The sequence below is a fragment of the Streptomyces sp. HUAS 31 genome (assembly GCF_028198125.1).
GTDB lineage: Bacteria > Actinomycetota > Actinomycetes > Streptomycetales > Streptomycetaceae > Streptomyces > Streptomyces chartreusis.
Genome location: NZ_CP116353.1, coordinates 4,269,780 through 4,293,088 on the forward strand (window position 1 = coordinate 4,269,780; position 23,309 = coordinate 4,293,088).

Genomic DNA, 23,309 nt, shown 5'->3' on the forward strand with positions numbered 1-23,309 from the left:
GGATCCCGGCGCGAGGGGGCCTCGCCGTATCCCCGCCGTGCCCGGATTGTCGCGATCTTCGTGCGATTGACCGGGGGTTGTCGCGCTCATGTCTCAGGGGTGTCACCGGGTGAGGGCGGCCCGAGGGCAGCTCGTACTGGGTGGCGGCGGCCCGGGAAGTCCGGGCGCCGAGACACGGGGAGACACCGAGATGATCCGCAACCGCTTCGCCGCGATCGCCGCCACCACCGCCGCCGCGGCCCTGCTGCTGACCGCCTGCAACGCCGCCGACGACGCCGCCTCCGCGGCCCGCGAGGGCGCCGGATCCGCCCTGCAGAGCCTGAACTTCGGCAGCGGTACGGCCAAGCAGAACAACGCGGCCCCCGGCACCGGCGACTGGGCGACCGGTCCGGGCAAGCCCGCGAGCAAGCCGGCCGCCAAGAAGTGGGTGCAGCTGAGCGCGTCGTCCGCGGGCGACCTGAACCCGGTCGTGGTCAACGGCGCCGGGTTCACCCTCTACCGCTTCGACAAGGACACCGCCGACCCGTCCAAGTCGAACTGCTCCGGCGAGTGCGCCACCACCTGGCCGCCGGTTCTGGTCGCCCCTGGCGGCAAGATCTTCGTGGACGGCGTGCACAAGTCCGACGTCGGCGTGGTCAAGCGCGACGACGGCAACCTCCAGGTCACCATCGGCGGCTGGCCGGTCTACCGCTTCAGCAAGGACCTCAAGCCCGGCGACACCAACGGGCAGGGCGTGGGCGGCACCTGGTTCGGCGTGACGCCGGACGGACAGAAGGCGGGCGCCGCCGCCGAGGAGCCGGAGCAGGGCGGCGGCACCGCCGCCCCGGCGAGCAGCGTCACGCTCTCGGACGAGATCAACTTCGGCGACCCCTCCGAGGGCCTGGCCGGCGCCGGCTGCCAGAACGTCGGCCGGGACGACTCCGCCTCCTCCCTCCAGGCATCCGGTGCCCTGAAGATCTGGTCCGAGAAGGACTGCAAGGGCGAGTCCAAGGTGGTGCAGGGCAACATCGCCGACCTGAACTCGGTCGGCTTCGACAACAGGATCTCGTCGGTGTTCCTCGGCTGAGGCCCCCGGCGCGGCCATGGGCCGCGGTCCCCCACCGGGGGCCGCGGCTCCCTCACGCCCCGCCCGGCCAGAGCCCGTCGTCCGTCAGCCCCAGCAACTCGATCGCGTTGCGCCGTACGATCCGGTCGACCACGTCGGCGTCCAGGTGCCCCATCTGCGCCTCGCCGACCTGGCGGGACTCCGGCCAGGTCGAGTCGGAGTGGGGGTAGTCGGTCTCGTAGAGCACGTTGCCGACGCCGATGGAGTCGAGGTTCCTCAGCCCGAAGGCATCGTCGAAGAAGCAGCCGTAGACGTGGTCGGCGAACAGCTCGGACGGCGGTCGGTGCACCTTGTCGGCGACCCCGCCCCAGCCCCGGTTCTCCTCCCAGACGACGTCGGCGCGCTCCAGGATGTACGGGATCCAGCCGATCTGGCCCTCGGCGTACATGACCTTGAGATTCGGGAAGCGCTCGAACTTGCCGCTCATCAGCCAGTCGACCATCGAGAAGCAGCAGTTGGCGAAGGTGATCGTCGAACCGACGGCGGGCGGCGCGTCGGCGGAGGTGGAGGGCATCCGGCTGGAGGAGCCGATGTGCATGGCGACGACCGTGCCGGTCTCGTCGCAGGCGGCGAGGAAGGGATCCCAGTAGTCGGTGTGCACGGACGGCAGCCCGAGGTGCGGGGGTATCTCGGAGAAGGCGACGGCCCGTACACCCCGGGCCGCGTTGCGGCGGACCTCGGCGGCGGCCAGCTCGGCGTCCCACAGCGGGATGAGGGTGAGCGGGATCAGCCGCCCGCGCGCGTCGGGCCCGCACCACTCCTCCACCATCCAGTCGTTGTACGCCCTGACGCCCAGCAGGCCCAGCTCGTGGTCCTGCGCCTCGGTGAAGGTCTGGCCGCAAAAACGCGGGAAGGTCGGGAAGCAGAGCGCCGACTGGACGTGGTTGACGTCCATGTCCGCCAGCCGGGAGGGCACGTCGAACGATCCCCGGCGCATCTGCTCGTAGGTGATGACCTCCAGCTTGATCTCGTCCCTGCTGTAGCCCACGGCGGTGTCGAGGCGGGTCAGGGGCCGGTGCAGGTCCTCGTACACCCACCAGTCGCCGATCGGCCCGTCGTCGCCCGGCCGTCCCATGACGGGCTTGAACCGCCCGCCCAGGAAGGTCATTTCCTTCAGCGGCGCGCGGACTATGCGCGGTCCGATGTCCTGGTACTTCTTCGGGAGCCGGTCCTGCCACACCGTGGGCGGCTCCACCGTGTGGTCGTCGACGGAGATGATCAGGGGAAACGTCGTCTCGGTGTCCATGACCCTCACGGTAGCGCCGATCTGACGGTCCGTCAGCTGCGTGGTGATACACCCCGCCGTGCGAAGAGCTCGTGAGGACCTTGTGATATCCCGCGCGCCTGGCTGTGATCAGCCTCTCCCCGGCTGACGCATCTGCCATGAACAAGGCAAACTGGCGGAGATGTAAACGGGCCCTAGGGGGACTGCGATGGACGGGGTACCGCGAGTGCCGGAGCAGAGGCGTCCCGGCTCCGCGCAAGATGCGGCGGCGCTGCGTTTCGGCGTGCTCGGTCCGGTGCGCGCGTGGCGCGGCGAGGAACAGCTGGCCACCGGCTCCCCCCAGCAACGCGCCCTGCTCGCCGCCCTGCTGCTGCGCGAGGGCCGTACGGCGACCGCGGCGGAGCTGATCGACGCCCTGTGGGGCGAGGAGCCGCCCTCGCAGGCGCTGGCGGCGCTGCGCACGTACGCCTCCCGGCTGCGCAAGATCCTCGACGCCGGTGTCCTGGTCAGCGAGTCCGGCGGGTACGCGGTGCGGGGGCTGCCCGAGGGCGCGCTGGACCTCGGGGTGGCGCAGGAGCTGGCGGCGGAGGCGGAGAAGGCCCGCGGCGCCGGGGATCTGTGCCAGGCGCGGGAGGTGCTCGCCCGGGCCCTGGCGCTGTGGGACGGCGAGGTGCTGGCGGGGGTTCCGGGGCCGTACGCCGAGGCCCAGCGGGTCCGCCTGGAGGAGTGGCGCCTCCAACTCCTCGAATCCCGGCTCGACATGGACCTGGAACAGGGCTGCCACGCGGAGGCGGTCTCGGAGCTGACGGCGCTGACCGCCGAGCACCCGCTGCGCGAACGGCTGCGGGAGCTGCTGATGCTGGCGCTGTACCGCAGCGGCAGGCAGGCGGAGGCGCTGGCCGTGTACGCGGACACGCGCCGGCTGCTGGCGGACGAGCTCGGCGTCGACCCGCGCCCCGGCCTCAAGGAGCTCCAGCAGCGCATCCTCCAGGCGGACCCGGCCCTCGCGGAACCGTCGGCCCCCGCCGCCGAACCGGCCGCGGTCCCGGTCCGCCCGGCACAACTCCCGGCCACGGTTCCCGACTTCACCGGCCGCGCCTCCTTCGTCTCGGAGCTCGGCGAGGTCCTCGCCTCGGCCGAGGGACGGGTGATGGCGGTGTCGGCGCTGGCGGGCATCGGCGGCGTGGGCAAGACGACGCTGGCGGTCCATGTGGCGCACCAGGCACGCTCGGCCTTCCCCGACGGCCAGCTCTACGTCGACCTCCAGGGCGCCGGCCCGCGCGCGGCGGAGCCGGAGACGGTGCTGGGCTCCTTCCTGCGGGCCCTCGGCACCGCCGACTCGGCGATCCCGGACTCCTTGGAGGAGCGGGCCGCGCTCTACCGCTCGGTGCTCGACGGCCGACGGGTGCTGGTCCTGCTCGACAACGCCAGGGATGCCGCCCAGGTACGGCCGTTGCTGCCGGGCACCGAGGGCTGCGCGGCGCTGGTGACCTCCCGGGTCCGCATGGTCGACCTCGCGGGCGCCCATCTGGTCGACCTGGACGTGATGTCCCCGGACGAGGCGCTGTCCCTGTTCACGAAGATCGTGGGCGAGGAGCGGGTGGCCTCCGAGCGGGAGGCCGCGCTGGACGTGGTCGCGGCGTGCGGCTTCCTGCCGCTGGCGATCCGCATCGCGGCGTCCCGGCTGGCGGCGCGGCGCACGTGGACGGTGTCGGTGCTGGCGGCGAAGCTCGCGGACGAACGCCGCCGACTCGACGAACTCCAGGCCGGTGACCTCGCGGTGAAGGCCACGTTCGAGCTGGGCTACGGCGCGATGGACCCCGCCCAGGCCCGAGCCTTCCGCCTGCTGGGCCTCGCCGACGGCCCCGACATCTCGCTGGCGGCGGCGGCCGCGGTGCTGGACCTGCCGGTGGACGAGACGGAGGACCTGCTGGAGGCCCTCGTCGACACATCACTGCTGGAGTCGGCGGCGCCGGGCCGGTACCGGTACCACGATCTGGTGCGACTCTACGCGCGTGCGTGCGCGGAACGGGACGAACAGCCGCCGAGCGAGCGGGACGGGGCGTTGTCCAGACTGCTGGACTTCTATCTGGCCACGACCGCGCAGGTGTACGCCATCGAGCACCCCGGGGACCGGCTGACCGACGACCTGGAGCCCACCCGCTATCCGGGGCTGAGCTTCGACGAGGGGACGGCTGCCCTCGACTGGCTGTACACGGAGGCCGGGCAACTGCTGGCCTGCGTACGGCAGGCGGCGGGAACGGAGCGGCTGCGGCGGGCGGTCGATCTGCTCTGGGCGGCGAAGGACCTGACCGAGTCCGGGGCGAACTCGCATCAGTACGAGATGACGGCGAGGGCGACCTGCGAGGCCACCCGGGCGGCCGGCCACGAACGGGCGGAGGGCAGGGCCCGTACGGTGCTCAGCGATGTGCTGCTGGTCTCCGGACGCATCCAGCCGGCCGAGCAGGAGGCCCGCGTCGCCATGGAACTCGCCGGCCTGGCGCAGGACTCCACCGCCGTCAGCTGGGTGGCCAACAACCGGGGCCTCATCTGTCTGCACGAGAGCCGGTCCGCCGACGGCAAGGTCTTCTTCGACCAGGCCCTCGAAGGTCTGCGGGCGGCGGGGAACCGGCCCTTCGAGGCCACCGTCCTGGGCAACCTGTCCCGCGCCCACCTGGGCATGGGCAACATCGCGAAGGCCGTGGAGATGGCGCGGCACGGGCTCGCCGTGCACACCGAGATCGGCCGGACGGTGCGCCTGGCCAACGGTCACTTCGCGCTCGGCGTCGCCCTGACCCGCGCGGGCCGTTACACCGAGGCGCTCAGCCAGTTCTCCGACGCCCTCGGCATCTTCAACGACCATCGGCAGCGGCTGTGGGAGGGCGTCACCCACTTCCGCATCGCCGAGGTGCACGCGGCCGACCGCCGCCCGTCGCAGGCCGCCCAGCACGCCGAACAGGCGCTCGCGCTGGGCTGTATCGGCGGTGACCGGATGCAGGGCAACGTCCTTACGCTGCTGGGGCGTTCGCTGTACGCGCTCGGCCAGGCGGACCGGGCCCGGGCGTGCTGGCGTGAGGCCCTGAGCCTGTACGAGCAGAACGGCGCCGGGGAGGCGAGCGCGGTGCGCGCCCTGCTCAGCTCGGCCACGGCCGCCTAGAACTCGGGCCGCTGACCTGGGGATTGTGAGCGTTAAGCGTTCGTTTATCTCCACCCGGCAGTCTCATACCTGTCAGACCGTCGCGTCGGGGGGCAGACGGTCGGACCCGGAGCCCGACCGATTACTGTGCGGCTCCGAACGCCCGTCCGGCGATCCGCGGGGGAATCCCCGGGCGGGCGTTCCTCACTCATCGCCGAAACAGAGGAACACGAGCCCATGAGCGACAAGAAGAAGGACGCGACCGTCTCTCCGGACAACAACGCGATGCCGAGCGAGCCGGCCGCCGCGGACCCGAAGATCACCACCCTGAACAACGCCATGCCCAGCGAGCCGGCCGGCGCCGACGAGGAGATCACCACGCTCAACAACGCCATGCCGGCGGGACCCGCGAAGCTGAAGCTGAACGACAAGTAGGCCTCATCGCACGGGGATCGGCCGCGGCGGCTCGGAGGGGGAGCCACCGCGGCCGACGTGTGTCCGGCGAGCACCGGCGCCCGCGAGGTTCGCCGTGAGGCCGGCGCCAATGGCGTGTCTCGTCGTGAGGTCGGCGCAATGGCGTGTCCCCGCGGCCTCTGTGCCTCAATGGACCACCCGGCCAACCTCGACCGCATCGACGCCCTGCTCTGGTGCGCCCTCGCGGTGGTCATGGCCGAGACCCCGGCCACCTGGCGCAACCGCCCCGGCGCGACCCCGGCCCTCCTCCCGGCCCAGCCCAAACGTCCCCGCCACGGCCCACAGCGCGTCGGCGCCGCCGGGTGATCCTTCTTCCAGGGCCTTCTCCGGAGACTCTGCGTGATCGGCCGCCACTGCCGTACCGTGGGCACGGCCACGGAGGATCACGGACGATGACCGCACAGCCCTTCGAGCCCGATGGGCCGCTCATCCCCCGCCGGAGCGCACACCCGCCGCTCTCCGGATCGCTCTGTCGCAGGTCGCGCCACACCGGCCGGCCCAGATGGAGAGCGGTGGAGATCGCCCGCAACCCGGCCACAGCCGCTCCGCTCCGAGCCGCAGAGTACACAGCGCACACCGCCGACCGGGACGACCCCGCTTGGCGGGCCGCGATGGACGAGATCCGTGTCCTGCATACCGAGGTCCAGGAGTCCCTGAATAGTGGCTGACTGGCGCTGGGAGTACGACCCGGGGTGAAGGCGTTCAGACCGCTTACGTGCCAGGGGGCATGTTCAGGTTTGCGTTCTGCTGGGGTCCGTGGTTGTGCGGGGCAAACCGTGGCTGTTGCCGTCGCTACTGCTGTCAGGAGTCGGGAGGCGGTGCTGGTGCCATTGCTCGCTCCGCCGGTCACCGCCGAGTTTGTCGGGCCACTGTGTATGCGGTGGGGCCGGTAGGCCCTGTCCCTGTGCCGTCGAGCATGTCCAGGACCTCGAAGCCGGCGCCCTCCGCGTAGCGTTCGAGCTCCTGGGGGAACAGGACGCGTCTGCGGATCTCGTCTCGGGCCTCGTCGCCCGAGGGGAGCATCCAGTGCCGGTGCATGGTGTTGATCTGGGTCCGCAGGTCCCACGTGTGGCGGATGGTGACGGTCGCGGATCCCGTCGGGGTGTCGACCGTGGCGGTGGTCGGCTCGGTCCGGGTGATCGGGGCGACGGGGGAACACAGCACGAGCAGCGCTCCCGGCCGGGCATGGGCGGCGAAGGTGGCGAAGACCTGGCTGATCGCCTCGTTGTCGTGCACGTAGGCGAGGCTGTTGCCCATGCAGGTCACCACGTCCATGCGGCTGCCGAGTCGTGCGGTGCGCATGTCGCCGGTGCGGATGTCCAGTTCCGGACGGGCCTGGTGGGCGTAGGCGACCAGGCCGGGCTGAAGGTCAACACCGATGCACTTGTATCGCTTGGCGAGGATCTCCAGGTCCCGGCCGGTACCGCATCCGAAGTCGACCAGGGTCCGGGCGTCCGGCCGGTGCAACTCGATCAGGGTCTGGCACATTCCGGCGCTCGTGCTGTCGGACTGGACCAAGTCGTATAGTGCCGGATCGCGGTACAGGAGGTTGGTGGCTTCCACGTGCTCGGCTTCCGTGTCGGGGCTGGTCACATGAGGCTTCGCAGTCCGACCTCCAGGGCGAGCACATCGCACAGCAGGTCGGGGACGACCGGCGCGGAGTCGGCGTTCCTCCGTGCCTCGGCGAGAGCCGTGCCGTCAACGTAGCCGAGGTTCACCAGGATGGCTTCCTTCAGCATGTCGTCCAGAATGGGCAGCCCGTGGGACCGCAGTCCCTTCTCCAGGACGGCCAGGAAGTTCTCCGGTTCGGCCGGCGCAGCCACCCACTCAGGCAGCCCGGCCCGCCGGATCCGCTCGCGGAACAGCGCCTTGCCGCGCTTGTGCTCGTGCGGTAGCTGCTCCATGAACCGCACGATCCGCGGATGCGCGAGCGGGCTCACCGGCCAGATTCCAGCCCGGAGGAAGCCAGGGTTGTGCATCCCGAACGCCATGAGGGTCGGTACGGGCAGCACCGGGATGGGAGCCAAGTGCTCGTCTACTTCGGCCAGCGCTCGGACTGCTCTGCCGCCGAGCCACGGCACGGCTTTTGGCGTCGGCAGTTCGGCCTGTGTCCTGGAGTGGTGGGCGTTGATCTCGTCCCCGCCGCTGCCCGTGAACATAACCTCGCACCGCAGGGCGGCTGCTTGCTCGCGCACGACGTCGAACGCCTCCTGGTAGAAAGCCCCCGCAGGATCGTGCGGCCTGCGCAGGGCGCGTACGCCTCCGGGCCAGAAGGGTGGGAGCTGCATGGCGGGAGTGGCCGTGTCCCGGAAGCCGCAGTACTCCACAAAGGCTCGGCGCCGCTCGCCCTGTTGCCTGCCAGTGCTTCCTCCCACCAGCAGGCCGAAGCTGTACACCTCGGGGAAGCGGGCTGCTTTCACGGCCAGGGCGACGTTTCCGGAGTCCGCGCCGCCGGACAGTTCGACGCCCACGCATCCGGTTGCCGTCGGCGCCTGGCGGATCACGTCTGTCAGCAACTCGTCCAGAGCAGCGAGCGGATCAACCCCGAGCCGGAGCATACGTGGCTCAAGTACGTGTTCAGCGGGCTTGGGGTAGTGGATGCTGAGTCCCGAAGGGGTGAACTTGGCCGCTGCCCGCTCGGTGAGGCGGTAGACGCCCTCGAAAAAGGTCTCGGACGTGTAGCGGTGCTGCCTCGTCAGCGTGCGGGCGACGACGCGCGGCAGCAGACGGTCGGCTCGCAGATGCGGTCGCAGCAGTGTCAGGTCCCACGAGGCGTGCAGTTCGCCGCCCTTCTCTGTCAGATAGAGCGGGGCAGTGCCGAAGACACCCGCCGACAGCCGGGCTTCCCCTGGCTCCATGGTGAGTGCGACGAAATCGGCCTCGTCCCGCTTGCACTCCTTCACGCGAATCCGTACGCGCGGTGCCCGGTCGTCGTTGACCTCCATGACCAATGTGGACAAGTTTGCGGGCTCGATCCAGCTCTGTCCGTTGACCCAACGGCCGCTCTCTGATCTCCACTTGGGCTCCTGAAGATCGGCCAGGCGCAGACGCATCGTCAGCATGTCGTCCCTTCCCGATGTCATGCGACGGGGCGGAGCCGCTTACGGCCCCGCCCCGTCTGGCGTCAGCCCTGGATCACTTGCTGCAGTGGTCGCCGTTGTTGTCGCCGCCGCCCGGCATCTTGTCGAGCAGCGCTGCCTCGACGGCCGGGACGCCGGTGATCAGATCGCCGGTGAACAGTTCGTCCACGTTCATCGTTTTCTCCCTTACGGTTTTCAGTGAACTCCGCTGCGGATGCTGCGGAGTTGGACCCGTCCGGCTGCCGGACCCTTGCGAAGAAGGCAGCCGGGCGTGGTGCCCGCGGCTTTCGGCGGCGGGCCCTCCCTCGTCACAGGTGGGGAACTGGGTGCGTGACGGGGAGGAGTCAGGCGGGTGCGGAAACGGCGGCCACGCCGAGGACGAAGCCGACCGATCCCGAGATGGTGACGACCAGGAGCTGTCCGGCGTAGCGGCCGACGGCTGCGGCCAACCGGTTCACAGCCGCTCTCCACGACTGCGCTCGTTGACCTCGCGTACTGCGGCGCTCAGCCTCGCCGACCCATCCTCACGCGCGGCGCTGCGATGCTGCGGACAGTGACACTGCGAGAACGGATTCGAACCCGACGGCAGGTCCGCACCCTCGTAGGTGTCGATCCTCAACACCCCGTCCAGGCCACGCTCCTCGGTCATCCAGGCCAGACGGGCCCGCGCTTCACTTCTCATCCCCCAGCCTTCGGACGACGGCTGCGGCGAGGTCTCGCCGCTCCCTGCTGTCTCTACGCAACCGCACGACCACGCTCAGCGGTACCGTTGCCACAGCGTCAGGACTTGAAAGCCTTGAAAGTTCGCAAAGGCATGGGGAGTTGAGGGCATGGCCAAGCGTGAACCGAACGTGACGCTCGGGCGCCTGCTCTCCGAGTGCCGTTGGACTCACCGCCAGTTCGCGCGGGCGGTGAACCGCGTCGGCACGGAGACCGGAATCCCACTGCGCTACGACGAATCGGCGGTGAGCCACTGGCTGGGCGGCACCGTCCCTCGCGGTGCGGTGCGCGCGTGCATCCTCGAAGCCCTCTCCCGCCGTCTCGGCCGCCCCGTCACCCATGCTGAGGCCGGGCTGCCCGTTCCACGCAATAGTTCCTCCGTGGCTGCGGATACCGTGGAAGGGGTGATCGACCTGGGGAGGCTGGATATGGACCCGTCCCGCCGCAGCGTCCTGGGTGCCGGCCTGTTCTCCGTGGCCGTCACCATTCCCGGCTGGCCCGATGTAGTCGGGCGTGCCGATGCCGTCCAGTCCGGCCGCACAGCACGTATCGGCATGAGCGAAGTGGACATGGTCCTCACTATGACCGAGCGTGTCTCGGAGCTGGACGATGAGTTCGGCGGCCGTCACGCACGTCCCATGGCGGCCTCGTTCATGGTCAACACCGTGGCCTCTTACCTGCGCGCCGACGCACCCGAGGACGTACGCAAGGCGATGCTGTCCGCCGCCTCGGACCTTCTCTACCTGACCGGCTACATGGCCGTGGACGAAGGGCTGCACGGTCTCGCGCAGCGCTACTACGTCAAGGCCCTGGAGCTGGCGGGCGCAGCCGAGGACCACCTGACGTACTGCACCACCCTGCGAGGCATGAGCGTCCAGGCGGTCGACCTCCGTGACGGGGCGAAGGCCATGGAGCTGGCCGACGCCGCTGCCGCCGCCTCCCCGAAAGCCGGCCCCCGGATGCTGGCCTTCCTCGTCGGTCAGCAGGCACACGCCGCCGCCCAGACCGGCGACCGTACGGGCGCACTGCGCTACATCCGCGAGGCCGAAGCAGCCATGGACCGCGCCGAGTCACGAGGCAAGGCGTTCGGCTCGTACGACCCTTCTTCGCTCAACTACCACGTCAGCCAGGTACGTTACGAACTCGGCGACAAGGCCGGAGCCGTCGAAGCCATGCAGCAGGCGGACCGGCTCCGGCCCAGCACGTACCAGCGCACACGAGTACACCGTCGCGGCCTGCTGGCCGAACGGCAGCTGGAACTCGGCCACCTGGAAGCGGCCTGCACCACCTGGCACCAAGCCCTCGACGACTACCCCAAGGTGCAGTCCGGCCGCGCCGACGACCGCGTGAAAGCGATGCTCGGTCTCTTGCGCCCTCATCTGAGGAACGCGGCGGCCGGCGACCTGTACGACCGGGCACGGACGCTCGCGCCACCGCCGCTGGTCACCTGACCCCCGTCGCATCTTCAAGCTCAGGCACGGAAAGTCAGCCACGACGGTGGGTGCGCCGAGAGATCATCCACCACGCGCGCTTCCAGCAACCCCGCACCGGCCTCAACCACGCCTCTTCGTTCCGTCACGGCATTCGCCCTGCTCCGGCCTGGCCGATCGGCCGCGGGCTGGGCTGCTCGATCTGCGACCGCGCCCGCGACCCCGCGCGCCGACGACGATCACAGCCGACCGGTCAGCTCCTCCCCCGCAACTCCCCCTTGACCACCTTCCCGCTCGCGTTCCGTGGCAGTTCGGCCACGAATTCCACCACTCGCGGCACCTTGTAGTTCGCCATCTCCCGGCGTGCCCAGGCGATCAGGTCGTCCCCGGTCAGCACGGACCCCGGCCGTCGCACCACGAACGCCTTCCCGGCCTCCCCCAGCCGCGCGTCCGGCACGCCGATCACCGCGACGTCCGCGACGTCGGGGTGCAGGCCCAGCATCTGCTCGATCTCCGCCGGGTACGCGTTGAAGCCGCCGACGATGAACATGTCCTTGATGCGGTCGGTGATGCGCAGGTTGCCGCCGTCGTCCAGCACGCCCACGTCCCCGGTGCGCAGCCAGCCGTCCTCGGTGAGCACCTCGGCCGTGGCCGCCGCGTCCTCGTAGTAGCCCCGCATGACGTTGAAGCCGCGGACCAGCACCTCGCCGGGTTCGCCGGGCGGTGCCTCGACGCGGACCTCCGTGCCCGGTATCGCGCGGCCCGACGTCGACGCGATGACCGTCGGGTCGTCGCCGCGCCGGCACATCGTCACGATGCCGCTGGCCTCCGACAGGCCGTACGCCGTCAGAACCGTCTCCACGCCGAGCTCCCCGCGCAGCCGCTCCACCAGTCGCAGGGGCACGACCGCGGCGCCCGTGACCACCAGCCGCAGCGCCGAGAGGTCGTGCGTGTCGCGGGCCGGGTGGTCGAGGAGCGACTGGTGCAGGGTCGGCGGGCCCGGCAGCACCGACACCCGTTCCGCCGCGATGTTCGCGAGCGCCGTACCGACGTTGAAGACCGGCTGCGGGATCATCGTCGCGCCCCGCATCAGACAGGCGATCACCCCGGCCTTGTAGCCGAAGGTGTGGAAGAAGGGGTTCACGATCAGATAGCGGTCGCCCTGCCGCAGTCCCGCCAGGTCGCTCCACACCTCGTACGCCCGCAGCGTCTGGGCGTGGGTGATCACCGCGCCCTTCGGGCGGCCCGTCGTGCCGGACGTGAAGACGATGTCCGAGGCCCAGGAGCCCTCGACGGCCTCCGCGCGCGCCCGCACCTCGGCGCCGTCCACCCCGTCGCCGCTCGCCAGGAAGTCCTTCCAGGTACGGAAGTCCGCGGGGGCGTCGTCCGAGAGCACCACCACCTGATCGAGGGCGGGCAGCCCGGGACCCTCCGCGACCGCCCGCCGCAGCGACGCCACGTACGACGTCCCCAGGAACGTGCCGGTCACGAACAGCAACCGGGCCCCGCTGCGGCGCAGCACATCGGCCGCCTCCCCGCCCTTGAAGCGGGTGTTCAGCGGCACCAGCACCGCCCCCGCCGACACCGCGCCCAGCGCGGCCGTGATCCAGTCCAGCGTGTTCGGCGCCCAGATGGCGACCCGGTCGCCCGGCTCGATGCCGTTCGCCATGCAGGCCGCGGCCGAGCGCTCGACCCGGGCGCCCAGTTCGGCGTACGTGATCCGGCTGCGGCCCTCCACCACCGCCTCGACGTCCGCGTACCGCTCGGCCGCGGACCGCAGAAGTCCCGGGATGCTGTCCCACTCCAAGTCACCGCGCACCACAGCCTCCAGACCCACTAGCTGACTACCCGTCAGATTAGCTGTAGCCTGACGCCCTGTCAGCAGCCGCTTCAGCATGCGGAGGTGCGCGCAGCATGACCTCAGGCACCGGCCTCAAGGACGCCACCGCGATCGTCGGCATCGGACAGACCCCCTTCGCCAAGAACCTTCCGGACGACGAGAGAACCCTGGCCTGCCGTGCCGTTCTCGCCGCCCTCGACGACGCCGGCATCGCCCCCGGCGAGGTCGACGCCCTCGCCTCCTACACCATGGAGGAGACCGACGAGGTCGAGCTGGCGAAGGCGGTCGGCCTCGGTGACCTCACCTACTTCAGCAAGGTCGGCTACGGCGGCGGCGGCTCGTGCGCCACCGTCGCGCACCTGGCCACCGCCATCGCCACCGGCCAGGCGTCGGTCGGCGTCGCCTGGCGGTCCCGCAAACGCGGCAGCGGCCCCCGGCCGTGGCGGAACACCACCGCCCAACTGCCCACCCCGGCCCAGTGGACCAGGCCCTACGGCCTGCTGCGCCCCGTCGACGAGATCGCGATGCTCGCCCGGCGGTACATGCACGAGTACGGCGCCACCCGGGACCACCTGTTCAACGTCGCCCTCGCCTGCCGCAACCGGGCCAACCAGAACCCGGACGCGATCATGTACGACCGCCCCCTGACCCGCGAGATGTACATGACCTCCCGCTGGATCAGCGAGCCGCTCTGCCTCTTCGACAACTGCCTGGAGACCGACGGCGCCCTGGCGTGCGTGATCGTCAGCCGGGAGCGCGCCCGCGACTGCCGGCACACCCCCGTCTACGTCCACTCCGCCGCCCAGGGACTGCCCGCCCAGCACCACGGCATGGTCAACTACTGGAACGACGACCCGCTCACGGGCCCCGCCTGGACCGCCGCCCGGCATCTGTGGAAGCACGCCGACCTCACTCCACAGGATGTGGACGTCGCCCAGATCTACGACGCGTTCACCGCGCTCATACCGCTCTCGCTGGAGGGCTACGGCTTCTGCGGGCGCGGCGAGGGCGGCGCGTTCACCGAGGGCGGCGCCCTGGAGATCGGCGGGCGGCTGCCGATGAACACCGGGGGCGGCGGGCTCAGCGAGGCCTACGTCCACGGCTTCAACCTCATCAACGAGGGCGTCAAACAGCTGCGCGGCACCAGCACCGCCCAGGTCCCCGGCGCCGCGACCTGTCTCGTCACCGCCGGCGAAGGCGTCCCCACCTCCGCGCTGCTCCTGAGGAGTTGATCGAAGGATGCTCTCCCCCGTCACCGACCCCGACGGCGCCCCCTTCTGGGAGTACGCCGCCCAGGGCGAGCTGCGCGTCCAGTCCTGCGCCGACTGCGGCGAACCCCGCTTCCCGCCCCGCCCGTGCTGCCCGCACTGCCAGTCCTTCGCGAGCGAATGGCGGCTGATGAGCGGGCACGGCCGGATCTGGTCCTACGTCGTCCCCCACCCGCCCCTGCTGCCCGACTACGCGGCTCAGGCGCCGTACAACGTCATCGTCGTCGAGCTCGCCGACGCGCCCCGCATCCGCCTGGTCGGCAACCTCGTCACCGGCCCCGGCGCGGCCCTCGGCTCCTTCTCCCCGGACCGGATCCGCATCGGCGCCAAGGTCCAGGCCGTCCTCGGCGGCACCGGGCTGCCGCAGTGGGTCCTGGAGCGGCCATGAGCCTCGACGTCAGCATCGACAAGGACACCGCGGTCGCCGTCGTCACCCTCGACCGGCCGGACCGCCTCAACGCCATCGACCTGCCGATGCGGGACGAACTGGTGGCGGCCTGGCGGGATCTGCGGTTCGACGACACCGTTCGGGCCGTCGTCCTCACCGGCGCCGGGGAGCGGGCCTTCTGCACCGGGCTGGACCGGGACGCCGTGGTCCCGCAGCCCAACTCCCCCTACATGACGGATGACCCGCTGCTGCGGGTCGGGCCGAAGTCCAACGACCTGTGGAAACCGGTCGTCGCCGCCGTGCGGGGCATGGCCTGCGGGGGCGCCTTCTATCTGCTCGGGGAGGCGGACTTCCTGATCGCCGACCCGACCGCCGCCTTCTTCGACCCGCACACCACCTACGGCATGGTCAGCGCCTACGAGTCGATGCTCATGGCGCTGCGCATGCCGTACGGGGAAGCCGCGCGGATGGCGCTCATGGGGAGCGCGGAACGGCTGTCGGCCCGGCGGGCCCACGAGATCGGGCTGGTCTCGGAAGTCACCGAGGCCGGCGGCTCGTTGGCGGCCGCCGTCGACTGCGCGACCGTACTCGCCGGGTATCCGCCGGCCGGGGTGCAGGGGACCGTGCGGGCGCTGTGGGCGGCCAGGGAGGCCGCCCTCGCCCAGGCGTTCGCGCAGGCACCGCACCTGATCGCCCTCGGGAACCTGCCGGGCGAGCGGCAGACGGAGCTGTTCCGCTCGCGGCGCCGCGAGCACCGCCTGCGCTGACCTACTGCGCCTCGCGCGTCACGTCGTCCAGGGCGCAGGTGACACCGGCGGTGTTCGCACCCGAGTCGGCGACGTAGGCGGCGGCCACGTCCAGGGTCTCGGTGGAGTCGGCCGCGACGTACGGGATGGCGGACGAACTGGTGCGCACGGGCGCGCCGTCGGGGTCCTTGAAGACCACGTCGAACTCGTAGGTGTACGTGCTGAAGGTGTTGGTGTTGGTCGCCTCGACACGGGCGACTATGCCCCGGCTCGGGTCGTACACGCAGCTGGTGATCCGCACGTCGCTCGTCGGCTCCGCGGACGCGGTCGCGGACGAGCCGCCGCCCGACGACGACCCGGTGTCGTAGTCGTCATCGTCGTCGTAGTGATGCGTGCTGCCGCCCGAACTGCTCGACGAGCTGCTGGAGCCGGAGCTGTCGTCGCACCCGCCGCCGTGCGAGCGCCGGGCACCGGTCAGGGCGACCAGTACACAGGCGAAGACGGCCAGAGCGCGGACATGGCGAAGCTTCACGGTGTTTCAACCCCCGTTGTCGCGATCGTGAACACGTCACGTTAGCAGCGGTCGCATGGCGGTAAGCGCTCACCCGGCGTAGCGTCTCGTGTAAGAGCGGTGAAGATGGCCGCTCTCCTGGGACGGCCGCCGTCCGGCCCCTTCCGTGCACCGGCACGACGGCCGTCACACAGCCGTGGCTAGGCCGTTCGCGCCGTGCCCGTGCCCTTCTCCGCGTCCAGCGCGTACACGCACCGGTCCTTGCTGCACGCGTACACCACGCCGTCCTTCACCACGGGCGAGCCGGTGATCTCGCCGCCCGTGGCGAGCTTCCAGCGCAGCCGGCCGTCGTCGGCCTTCAGGGTGTACAGCAGGTGGTCGGTGGAGCCGAAGTGGATCCGGCCCTCGGCCACCGACGGGGCGCCCACGAGGTCGCCGCCCGCCTGGAAGCGCCACTTCGGCGTCCCGGTGACCGCGTCCAGCGTGTACAGGCCCTTGCCGCTGCCGACGTGGACATGGCCCCCGGCCACCAGCACCGGCTCGATCGAGGACCGGGACTCGGTCGCGATGCGCCAGCGGTCGCGGCCGTCGGTGGCGTCCAGGGCGTAGACCGTGCCGAGGTAGTCGGCGAGGTACACACCGCCGCCGGTCACCGCCGGGCCCGGCACGAAGGCCGGCGGGCACAGGAAGACCGCCGGGGCCTCGAAGTGCCAGCGAACGTGCCCGCTCATCACGTCGATCGCCAGCACGCGCGTGCCGGCCGAGACGTACACATAGCCGTCGTGGGCCTGCGCCACCCGCACCGGCACCCCGCCACAGGAGGCGGCGTCGCCGATCGGGTACGACCAGCGCTCGTCGCCGGTGCGGGCGTCCAGGGCGCGCAGCCGGGCGTCCTGCCAGACGTACACCGTGCCGTCGTACAGCGCCGGCCCGGCCTCCGGGGACTCGAAGTCGGTCTGCGCCCCGGTCAGCTCCCACAGCTTCTGGCCGCTGGACGCCTCCCAGGCCTGGACGCCGCCGCCGCGCGTGCCGGTGACGACGGTGCCGCGCTCGGCTTTGAGGGAGTACACCCAGGCGTCCGTCTGGAGCCGCCACAGGTCCGCGCCCTCGCGGCACTCCAGGGCGAACAGGGTCGGCCCGTCGGAGGCGTGGATACGGCCGTCGGCGACCGCCATGGACCAGGCGACGTCACGGGTCTTGAAGCGGCGTCGGCCGGTGGCCACGTCCAGGGCGTGCACCTCGAAGGAGGTGACGTAGACCAGGTCGCCGTCGACGGCCGGGGTGCCCCAGACGTCGTTCGACATGCGAAAACGCCAGGGCCGCCAGCCGGCCGCGTTCTCCGGGGGCACAGGCGGCACCGCCGGGCCGACGGCGGGGTCGGTGCCGTTGACGCCGGGGCGGGGCTTGGACCAGGAGGCGACCAGGCCGGCCTCCGGAGGGGGCGCCTTCATGGCGGCGGCGCGGGCGTCGGCCACGCGCGGGCCGGGACCGATGGGCACCGCGGCGCCCGCCAGGCGGACGGGGCCGGTGTCGGGCGCGCCGACCGGGACGGGCTGCGGGCCCGGGACCACCGGGTCGTGCGCGGGCGGGGGCGGCAGCGGCGCCGGGGCGATACGGCCGCCGCTGCGGCCGGAGGCGGGCGCGGGCTTGGCCGCGGGGCGGCCGCCTCTGCGCGTCTCGATCAGGCCCACCGCGCGCTCGGGCAGCCACGCGGACGCCGTACCGCTGTCGTCGGAGCCGGAGCCGAAGAGGTGGGGCGCGAGCTGGGACTGGAGGTCGGCCGGGTTGGGCCGGGCCGTGGCCTCCATCTGCATACAGGACTCGATCAGCGGACGCAGCTCGTCCGGGAGACCTTCCAGGTCCGGGCCCTCGCGCAGCAGCATGAAGACCGTCTCGACCGGGTTGGCGCCGTGGAACGGGGGGTGTCCGGTGGCGGCGAACACCAGCATCGAGCCCAGCGAGAAGACGTCGCTCGCGCCGGTCACGCTGCGGGAGTCCTTCGCCTGCTCCGGCGACATGTAGGCGGGCGTGCCGACGGCGACGTTGGTCATCGTCAAACGCGTGTTCGAAACGCCGGACGCGATACCGAAGTCGATGACGCGGGGACCGTCCTCGACCACGAGCACGTTGGACGGCTTCAGGTCGCGGTGCACGAGCCCGGCGCCGTGGATCGACTGGAGGGCCTCCGCCACACCGGCCGCCAGCCAGCGCACCGCCTGGGCCGGCAGCGGCCCGCACTCGTTCACTATTTCCTCGAGGGAGGGCGCGGGAACGTACGCGGTGGCCAGCCACGGCACTGCGGCGCGCGGGTCGGCGTCGACGACCGCGGCCGTGTAGAAACCGGAGACCGCCCGGGCCGCCTCCACCTCACGCGTGAAGCGGACGCGGAACAGCTGGTCCTCGGCGAGCTCCGTGCGGACGGTCTTGATCGCCACGCGCCGGCCCGAAGCCGAGCGCGCGAGATAGACCAGCCCCATGCCGCCGGCACCCAGCCGTCCGAGCACCTCGAACGGCCCGATCCTGCGCGGATCGTGCTGCGTCAGCTGATCCACCACTCTGCCTGCCACCTCCCCGTACGGGCCCCGTCCACCCACATATGTACGCGACCCCGTGCAGCGTCTCACCACCGCACCGCCTTGGCGGCACGCACCCCGATTCTTCCTGTCCGAGGGCGTGGTTGCGAACCCGAGGGCGGAACGGGGTGTCTTGGGACAAAACCACACTCCGGCGTCCACGGACAGCGCCAGTTCGCATGGTGGGACGCCGGAATGCCGCAGTGCCGTCAGCGTTCCAGGACCGCGAACGAGGCCCCCTGGTCGTCGCTGACCACGGCGACCGTGCCGTACGACGTTTCGAAGGGCGGCACCTGCACCCGCCCGCCGAGCCGGTTCACCGTGCCGAGGATCTCAGCACAGTCCGCCACCCGGAAGTGGACGACGAAATGAGGCGGCATCATCGCCGAGAACACCTCGCCCACGGCCGCCCGCCCGAAGTCCGGCTCGGCGTCGGGACCGAACAGGGCGTCGTGGAAGAGCCCGCCGTAGAAGGTGTTGGCGGCCTCGGTGTCGCGGGCGTACAGCTCGGCCCAGACGAAGCTGCCGACCTTGCGCCGGCGCCCGAATCCGGTGTGCCCGTCCGCCTGCCACAGCCCGAAGACCGCACCCTCGGGATCGGTGACCAGCGCGGCCGTCCCCAGGTCCGGCCCGACCGGTGTCGGCGAGGTGACCACCTGCCCGCCGGCGTTCCGGATCCGCCCGGCCAGCCCCTCCGCGTCCGGGGTGGCGAAGTACACCGTCCACACGGTGGGCATCCGCCCGTCCGTCTTGCGGGAGAGCGCGGCGACGCGGTCACCGTCCAGGCGGGCCCACACGGTGGAGTCGTACGCCTCCTCGAAGTCCCACCCGAAGAGCTCACCGTAGAAGCGTTCGCCCGCCGGTACGTCGGCGAGCTGTGCGTCGACCCAGCACGGGACGCCTTCCGTGTATCCCGTTCCGTTCGCGGATGCCCTGTTTTCGGCCATGCGGCAAAAGTAGCCGCCTCCCCCACACCCCGCAGACCAGGCACACCAGGCCCGTGCTCCTCGTGCACCCCATTTGCAGTCGGCCGAATCGCGCTCCGATCACCCCTCGGTAAGCTGACGACATGACAGGACAAGTGCGTACCGTCGACGGCCGCGTGGCCGGCCGGCGTGGGCAGGCGACCCGGCAGAAGCTGCTCGACTGCCTCAGCGAGATGCTCAGCTCTTCCCCCTACCGGGACGTCAAAGTCATCGATGTCGCCCGGAAGGCGGGCACTTCGCCCGCCACCTTCTACCAGTACTTCCCGGACGTCGAGGGCGCCGTCCTGGAGATCGCCGAGCAAATGGCCGCCGAGGGAGCCGGGTTGACCGAGCTCGTCGAGGGCCGCAGCTGGGTCGGCAAGGCCGGCTGGCAGACGGCGCAGGAACTCGTCGACGGCTTCCTGGAGTTCTGGCGGAGGAACGACGCGATCCTCAGGGTCGTCGACCTCGGTGCGTCCGAGGGCGACAAACGCTTCTACAAGATCCGTATGAAGATCCTGAACTCCGTCAACAACTCCCTTGCGGAAGCCGTCACTCAGCTCCAGTCCAAGGGCAAGGTCGACAAGGACGTCAACCCGGCCGCGGTGGCGGGTTCGCTCGTCGCGATGCTCGCGGCGGTGGCCTCGCACCAGAAGGGCTTCCAGACCTGGGGTGTGAAGCAGGCCGAACTCAAGCCGAACCTGGCGCTGTTGGTGCACCTGGGCGTGACCGGCAAGAAGCCGACGAAGTAGCGGCGCCGGGGTCCTGTCTCGCAGGCGGTGGTCCACGCGGGGCCGGCGCCTGCCGCCCGTTCACGGCGGCTCACATCACGCCGGCAGGGGCCGGTCGTCCACCACGTGTTTCATCACCAGCGTCGAGGTCAGCCGCTGCACCCCCGGCAGCGTGGCCAGCCGCTCGTCGTACAGCCGTTGGTAGGCGGCGAGGTCCGCGGCGACCACCCGCAGCAGATAGTCCGGCTCCCCGAACAGCCGCTGCGCCTCCACCACGTGCGGGATGTCCGCCAGCGCGCCCTCGAACCCGGCGACCGTGTCCCGGTCCTCCTGCCGCATGGACACGAAGACCAGCGCCTCGAAGTTCAGCCCCACGGCGGCCGGGTCCACGACGGCCCGGTATCCGCTGATGGCGCCGGCCCGCTCCAGCTCCCGCAGCCGCCGGTGGCACGGCGAGACGCTGAGCCGCACCCGCGCGGCCAGCTCGGTCACGGTCAGCCGCCCGTCCTGCTGAAGCTCGGCAAGAATCTGCCTGTCCACGTCGTCCATGAGGCAGATCTTCCCCCACGACCCCGGATCATGGGCAAACTTCGACAACACTTTCGGGCCATTCACGCCTAATGTCCCCACCATGGACTCCGGACTGCTCATCTCCTTCCTCGCCATCGACCTGCTGCTCGTCTGCGTGCCGGGCGCCGACTGGGCGTACGCGATATCCGCCGGGCTGCGCGACCGCTCGCCGGTGACGGCGGTGGCGGGTCTGGTCACCGGGTACGCGCTGCACACCGTCCTCGCGGTGGCGGGCCTCGCGGTGCTGGTGGCGAGCGAGCCGGGTCTGCTCACCGCGCTGACCGCCGCCGGCGCCGCGTACCTGGTGTGGCTGGGGTGGAGCGTGCTGCGCCGTCCGGGCACGCCGGGCGAGGCCGAGGAGGCCGTGGCCACGAGTCCGGCCCGTGCCTTCCTGCGCGGCGCGACGATCAGCGGCCTGAACCCCAAGGGGCTGCTGCTCTACCTGTCGGTGCTGCCGCAGTTCCTGCTGACGAAGGGCGACCACCTGCCGGTCCCCGCCCAGACCGCCGTCCTCGGCCTGCTTCACATGGCCTGCTGCGCCGCCGTCTACCTCACGGTCGGCCTCACCGCCCGAGCGGTCCTCGGCGCCCGCCCGACAGCGGCCCGCGCGGTCGCCCGCACATCGGGCGCGGCGATGCTCGGAATCGGCGCGTTCCTGCTGGTCCAGCGCCTGGCGACACTGTAGCGGTCACTACCGCGTGGGCTCCTTGCGGACGATCCGGAACAGCCGGATCTCCCGGTCCACCCGTGCCTGGTACGTCGCGTACGGCGGCCAGAACGACAGTGCCGTCCGCCACACCGCAGCCCGCTCCTCCCCCTCCAGCAGCCGGGCCGTGACGGGGATGTCGTGGCCCTTCCAGTTGACCTCGGCGTCGGGGTGGGCGAGGAGGTTGTGGGTCCAGGAGGGGTGGCCGGGGCGGCCGAAGTTGGAGCCGACCAGTATCCAGGAGCGGCCCTCCTCCTCGGGCATGCAGGCCAGCGGCGCACGGCGGGGCAGTCCGCTGCGGGCGCCGGTCGAGGTAAGGATCACCCCGGGCAGCATCTGGGCGCTGAGCAGCACCCTGCCGCGGGTGAGGCGGTGCACGGCACGGTCCAGGGCCGGGATGACATGCGGGGCGACCTTGGCGAAGCCCCGCGTGGAGGACACCTTCTGCACCGCCCGTACGACCACGGGTACGCCGATCACACCGCCACCTCCTGGGCGTCGAAGAGCCGGGCGGCGTCGGCGGCGTGCGCCCGCAGCCGGTGGACCGGGCCGAAGAGGAGCTCGTCGCCCGCGGCCCGCTTGAAGTACAGGTGCGCCTCGTGCTCCCAGGTGAAGCCGATGCCGCCGTGGAGCTGGATGCCTTCGGCGGCGGCGGTACGGAGGGCCTCCAGGGCTTGGGCGAGGGCCAAGCGCTCCGCAGGGGGTGCCGCGATGTGCCGCCCTGCGTCCGCGGGTTCGTCGTGGCTGGTCGCGGCCACGCGGCGGAGCCGCATATCGACACTGCCCGCGCCCCTTTGGGGCGTTGCAGCCCACGCCGCGTAATACGCCGCCGAGCGGGCCGCCTGTACTGCCACGTACGCGTCCGCCAAGCGGTGCTTCACCGACTGGAAGGAACCGATCGCCCGGCCGAACTGCTCGCGCTGCCCGACGTACTCCACGGTCCGCTCCAGTGCCCGGTCGGCGGCTCCCACGGCCTCGCACGCGAGGACCGCGGCAGCCGTGTCGCCCACCGAGGCGAGGGCCGGCAGGACCTCACGGCCGTCCTCGTCGCCCAGCAAGTCCGCGTCCACGTCCCGGAGTTGGACCCGGCCCTGGGGCCGGGTGGCGTCCAGCGCCGTCTGCCGTGCGCGTACGACCCCGGCGGCGTCCCCCGGCACCAGGAACAGCAGCGTCCGGGACCGTGCGAACCCCCCGGCGTGCGCGGCGACCAGCAGCAGTCCGGCGCTGTGCCCGTCCAGCACCTGGTCGACCTGCCCGTACAGCCGCCAGCCGTCCTCCGTCCGCCGTGCCTGCACTCCCCCGGCGCGACCGCCGCCGGCCCAGTCGCCGCCGTTGCCGCCGGTGAGGGTGAGGGCGGCGGCCAGTGCGGTGCCGGGGACGGCGAGGGCGGCGGTGAGCCTGCCGGAGGCCAGGCGGGGCAGCAGCTCGGTGCGCTGGGCGTCGGTGCCGAGCGCGGCGATCAGCGGGGCCGCGAGGACGGCGGTGGCCAGCAGCGGGGACGGGGCCAGTGCGCGGCCCGTCTCCTCGCAGGCCAGGGCGAGTTCGGTCGCCGAGCAGCCGACACCGCCGTACGCCTCCGGCAGGGCGAGGCCGGGCAGGCCGAGCTGTTCGGCGAGGGCGGTCCACAGACCGGGGTCGTGGCCGGCCGGGGTGTCGAGGGCCGTGCGCAGTTCCCTCGGTCCGCAGCGGCTGTGCAGCAGCTCGCGCAGGGTGCGGCGGATCTCGTCCTGCTCGGGGGTGAAGCTGGCGTCCATGGGCTCTTCCCTCCGGCTCTTCCCCTCAGATCTGACGGGCCGTCATATTAGGAGGGCCGTAGCGAGATGCACAGAGGTTTGGAGGCC

At 71.5% G+C, this 23,309-nt stretch carries 20 protein-coding genes; 10 read left to right on the plus strand and 10 right to left on the minus strand.

The window, feature by feature from the left end:
- Positions 1-190 precede the first annotated feature (190 nt).
- Entirely contained in the window at positions 191-1,066 is an 876-nt protein-coding gene (locus tag PGH47_RS18765; RefSeq protein ID WP_271664394.1) for a hypothetical protein, read from the plus strand.
- 52 nt (positions 1,067-1,118) lie between these two features.
- On the opposite strand, the gene PGH47_RS18770 is transcribed toward PGH47_RS18765, so the two are convergent.
- The gene (locus PGH47_RS18770; RefSeq protein ID WP_271664395.1) at positions 1,119-2,351 is read right to left on the minus strand and encodes an amidohydrolase family protein; all 1,233 of its coding nucleotides are present in this window, start codon (positions 2,349-2,351) and stop codon (positions 1,119-1,121) included.
- Positions 2,352-2,538: 187 nt separating this feature from the next.
- Here PGH47_RS18770 and PGH47_RS18775 point away from each other — a divergent pair, with 187 nt between their 5' ends.
- From PGH47_RS18775 to PGH47_RS18785, 3 genes are all read left to right on the plus strand, one after another.
- Positions 2,539-5,487: an AfsR/SARP family transcriptional regulator gene (locus PGH47_RS18775; RefSeq protein WP_271664396.1), complete on the plus strand. Its 2,949-nt coding sequence runs from the start codon at positions 2,539-2,541 to the stop codon at positions 5,485-5,487.
- Positions 5,488-5,703: 216 nt separating this feature from the next.
- Positions 5,704-5,901: a hypothetical protein gene (locus PGH47_RS18780; protein WP_271664397.1), complete on the plus strand. Its 198-nt coding sequence runs from the start codon at positions 5,704-5,706 to the stop codon at positions 5,899-5,901.
- A gap of 168 nt (positions 5,902-6,069) precedes the next feature.
- Positions 6,070-6,246: a hypothetical protein gene (locus tag PGH47_RS18785; protein WP_271664398.1), complete on the plus strand. Its 177-nt coding sequence runs from the start codon at positions 6,070-6,072 to the stop codon at positions 6,244-6,246.
- Between the two features lie 540 nt (positions 6,247-6,786).
- Here PGH47_RS18785 and PGH47_RS18790 read toward each other — a convergent pair.
- Together PGH47_RS18790 and PGH47_RS18795 are read right to left on the minus strand one after the other, a co-directional pair.
- Complete coding sequence (locus PGH47_RS18790; protein WP_271664399.1) at positions 6,787-7,533, minus strand: class I SAM-dependent methyltransferase; 747 nt, start codon at positions 7,531-7,533, stop codon at positions 6,787-6,789.
- Positions 7,530-8,993 (minus strand): asparagine synthase, encoded by a 1,464-nt coding sequence (locus tag PGH47_RS18795; RefSeq protein ID WP_271664400.1) that lies wholly within the window; start codon positions 8,991-8,993, stop codon positions 7,530-7,532. Before PGH47_RS18795 ends, PGH47_RS18790 begins: the two co-directional genes overlap by 4 nt.
- An 857-nt stretch (positions 8,994-9,850) precedes the next feature.
- On the opposite strand from PGH47_RS18795, the gene PGH47_RS18800 reads away from it, so the two are divergent.
- Positions 9,851-11,191, plus strand: a complete 1,341-nt coding sequence (locus PGH47_RS18800) for a tetratricopeptide repeat protein (RefSeq protein ID WP_271664401.1) — start codon at positions 9,851-9,853, stop codon at positions 11,189-11,191.
- A gap of 232 nt (positions 11,192-11,423) precedes the next feature.
- Here PGH47_RS18800 and PGH47_RS18805 read toward each other — a convergent pair whose 3' ends face one another.
- Complete coding sequence (locus PGH47_RS18805; protein ID WP_271664402.1) at positions 11,424-12,989, minus strand: FadD3 family acyl-CoA ligase; 1,566 nt, start codon at positions 12,987-12,989, stop codon at positions 11,424-11,426.
- Between the two features lie 95 nt (positions 12,990-13,084).
- Between PGH47_RS18805 and PGH47_RS18810 the strand changes: the two genes are divergently transcribed.
- From PGH47_RS18810 to PGH47_RS18820, 3 genes are read left to right on the plus strand one after another with little or no spacing between them, the layout of a single operon-like run.
- The gene (locus PGH47_RS18810) at positions 13,085-14,242 is read left to right on the plus strand and encodes a lipid-transfer protein (protein ID WP_125529879.1); all 1,158 of its coding nucleotides are present in this window, start codon (positions 13,085-13,087) and stop codon (positions 14,240-14,242) included.
- A 7-nt stretch (positions 14,243-14,249) separates the two neighbouring features.
- Positions 14,250-14,666 (plus strand): Zn-ribbon domain-containing OB-fold protein, encoded by a 417-nt coding sequence (locus PGH47_RS18815; RefSeq protein WP_271664403.1) that lies wholly within the window; start codon positions 14,250-14,252, stop codon positions 14,664-14,666.
- Positions 14,663-15,433 carry an enoyl-CoA hydratase/isomerase family protein gene (locus tag PGH47_RS18820; RefSeq protein WP_271664404.1) on the plus strand — a complete coding sequence of 257 codons (771 nt, stop codon included), beginning with the start codon at positions 14,663-14,665 and terminating at the stop codon, positions 15,431-15,433. Before PGH47_RS18815 ends, PGH47_RS18820 begins: the two co-directional genes overlap by 4 nt.
- Position 15,434: 1 nt before the next feature.
- Here PGH47_RS18820 and PGH47_RS18825 read toward each other — a convergent pair whose 3' ends face one another.
- The 3 genes from PGH47_RS18825 to PGH47_RS18835 form a co-directional block, all read right to left on the minus strand.
- Complete coding sequence (locus PGH47_RS18825; RefSeq protein WP_271664405.1) at positions 15,435-15,944, minus strand: hypothetical protein; 510 nt, start codon at positions 15,942-15,944, stop codon at positions 15,435-15,437.
- Between the two features lie 179 nt (positions 15,945-16,123).
- On the minus strand, positions 16,124-18,478 hold the full coding sequence (locus PGH47_RS18830) for an outer membrane protein assembly factor BamB family protein (RefSeq protein WP_271664406.1): 2,355 nt from the start codon (positions 18,476-18,478) through the stop codon (positions 16,124-16,126).
- A 227-nt stretch (positions 18,479-18,705) separates the two neighbouring features.
- Positions 18,706-19,443 carry a VOC family protein gene (locus PGH47_RS18835; protein WP_271664407.1) on the minus strand — a complete coding sequence of 246 codons (738 nt, stop codon included), beginning with the start codon at positions 19,441-19,443 and terminating at the stop codon, positions 18,706-18,708.
- Between the two features lie 134 nt (positions 19,444-19,577).
- On the opposite strand from PGH47_RS18835, the gene PGH47_RS18840 reads away from it, so the two are divergent.
- Positions 19,578-20,213, plus strand: a complete 636-nt coding sequence (locus tag PGH47_RS18840; protein WP_030953660.1) for a TetR family transcriptional regulator — start codon at positions 19,578-19,580, stop codon at positions 20,211-20,213.
- Positions 20,214-20,288: 75 nt separating this feature from the next.
- On the opposite strand, the gene PGH47_RS18845 is transcribed toward PGH47_RS18840, so the two are convergent.
- Positions 20,289-20,741 (minus strand): Lrp/AsnC family transcriptional regulator, encoded by a 453-nt coding sequence (locus PGH47_RS18845; RefSeq protein WP_126898383.1) that lies wholly within the window; start codon positions 20,739-20,741, stop codon positions 20,289-20,291.
- An 82-nt stretch (positions 20,742-20,823) separates the two neighbouring features.
- Here PGH47_RS18845 and PGH47_RS18850 point away from each other — a divergent pair, with 82 nt between their 5' ends.
- Positions 20,824-21,447, plus strand: a complete 624-nt coding sequence (locus PGH47_RS18850; RefSeq protein WP_030953663.1) for a LysE family translocator — start codon at positions 20,824-20,826, stop codon at positions 21,445-21,447.
- 6 nt (positions 21,448-21,453) lie between these two features.
- On the opposite strand, the gene PGH47_RS18855 is transcribed toward PGH47_RS18850, so the two are convergent.
- Both PGH47_RS18855 and PGH47_RS18860 read right to left on the minus strand, forming a co-directional pair.
- The gene (locus tag PGH47_RS18855; protein WP_271664408.1) at positions 21,454-21,948 is read right to left on the minus strand and encodes a nitroreductase/quinone reductase family protein; all 495 of its coding nucleotides are present in this window, start codon (positions 21,946-21,948) and stop codon (positions 21,454-21,456) included.
- Complete coding sequence (locus PGH47_RS18860; protein WP_271664409.1) at positions 21,945-23,222, minus strand: acyl-CoA dehydrogenase family protein; 1,278 nt, start codon at positions 23,220-23,222, stop codon at positions 21,945-21,947. Before PGH47_RS18860 ends, PGH47_RS18855 begins: the two co-directional genes overlap by 4 nt.
- Positions 23,223-23,309 lie beyond the last annotated feature (87 nt).

What these genes read in the sequence shown, in the direction of transcription:
- PGH47_RS18765 (WP_271664394.1), top strand. Translation starts at nt 191, where the DNA reads ATGATCCGCAACCGCTTCGCCGCGATCGCCGCCACCACCGCCGCCGCG.
- PGH47_RS18770 (WP_271664395.1), bottom strand. Translation starts at nt 2,351, where the DNA reads ATGGACACCGAGACGACGTTTCCCCTGATCATCTCCGTCGACGACCAC.
- PGH47_RS18775 (WP_271664396.1), top strand. Translation starts at nt 2,539, where the DNA reads ATGGACGGGGTACCGCGAGTGCCGGAGCAGAGGCGTCCCGGCTCCGCG.
- PGH47_RS18780 (WP_271664397.1), top strand. Translation starts at nt 5,704, where the DNA reads ATGAGCGACAAGAAGAAGGACGCGACCGTCTCTCCGGACAACAACGCG.
- PGH47_RS18785 (WP_271664398.1), top strand. Translation starts at nt 6,070, where the DNA reads ATGGACCACCCGGCCAACCTCGACCGCATCGACGCCCTGCTCTGGTGC.
- PGH47_RS18795 (WP_271664400.1), bottom strand. Translation starts at nt 8,993, where the DNA reads ATGCGTCTGCGCCTGGCCGATCTTCAGGAGCCCAAGTGGAGATCAGAG.
- PGH47_RS18800 (WP_271664401.1), top strand. Translation starts at nt 9,851, where the DNA reads ATGGCCAAGCGTGAACCGAACGTGACGCTCGGGCGCCTGCTCTCCGAG.
- PGH47_RS18810 (WP_125529879.1), top strand. Translation starts at nt 13,085, where the DNA reads ATGACCTCAGGCACCGGCCTCAAGGACGCCACCGCGATCGTCGGCATC.
- PGH47_RS18815 (WP_271664403.1), top strand. Translation starts at nt 14,250, where the DNA reads ATGCTCTCCCCCGTCACCGACCCCGACGGCGCCCCCTTCTGGGAGTAC.
- PGH47_RS18820 (WP_271664404.1), top strand. Translation starts at nt 14,663, where the DNA reads ATGAGCCTCGACGTCAGCATCGACAAGGACACCGCGGTCGCCGTCGTC.
- PGH47_RS18835 (WP_271664407.1), bottom strand. Translation starts at nt 19,443, where the DNA reads ATGGCCGAAAACAGGGCATCCGCGAACGGAACGGGATACACGGAAGGC.
- PGH47_RS18845 (WP_126898383.1), bottom strand. Translation starts at nt 20,741, where the DNA reads ATGGACGACGTGGACAGGCAGATTCTTGCCGAGCTTCAGCAGGACGGG.
- PGH47_RS18850 (WP_030953663.1), top strand. Translation starts at nt 20,824, where the DNA reads ATGGACTCCGGACTGCTCATCTCCTTCCTCGCCATCGACCTGCTGCTC.
- PGH47_RS18860 (WP_271664409.1), bottom strand. Translation starts at nt 23,222, where the DNA reads ATGGACGCCAGCTTCACCCCCGAGCAGGACGAGATCCGCCGCACCCTG.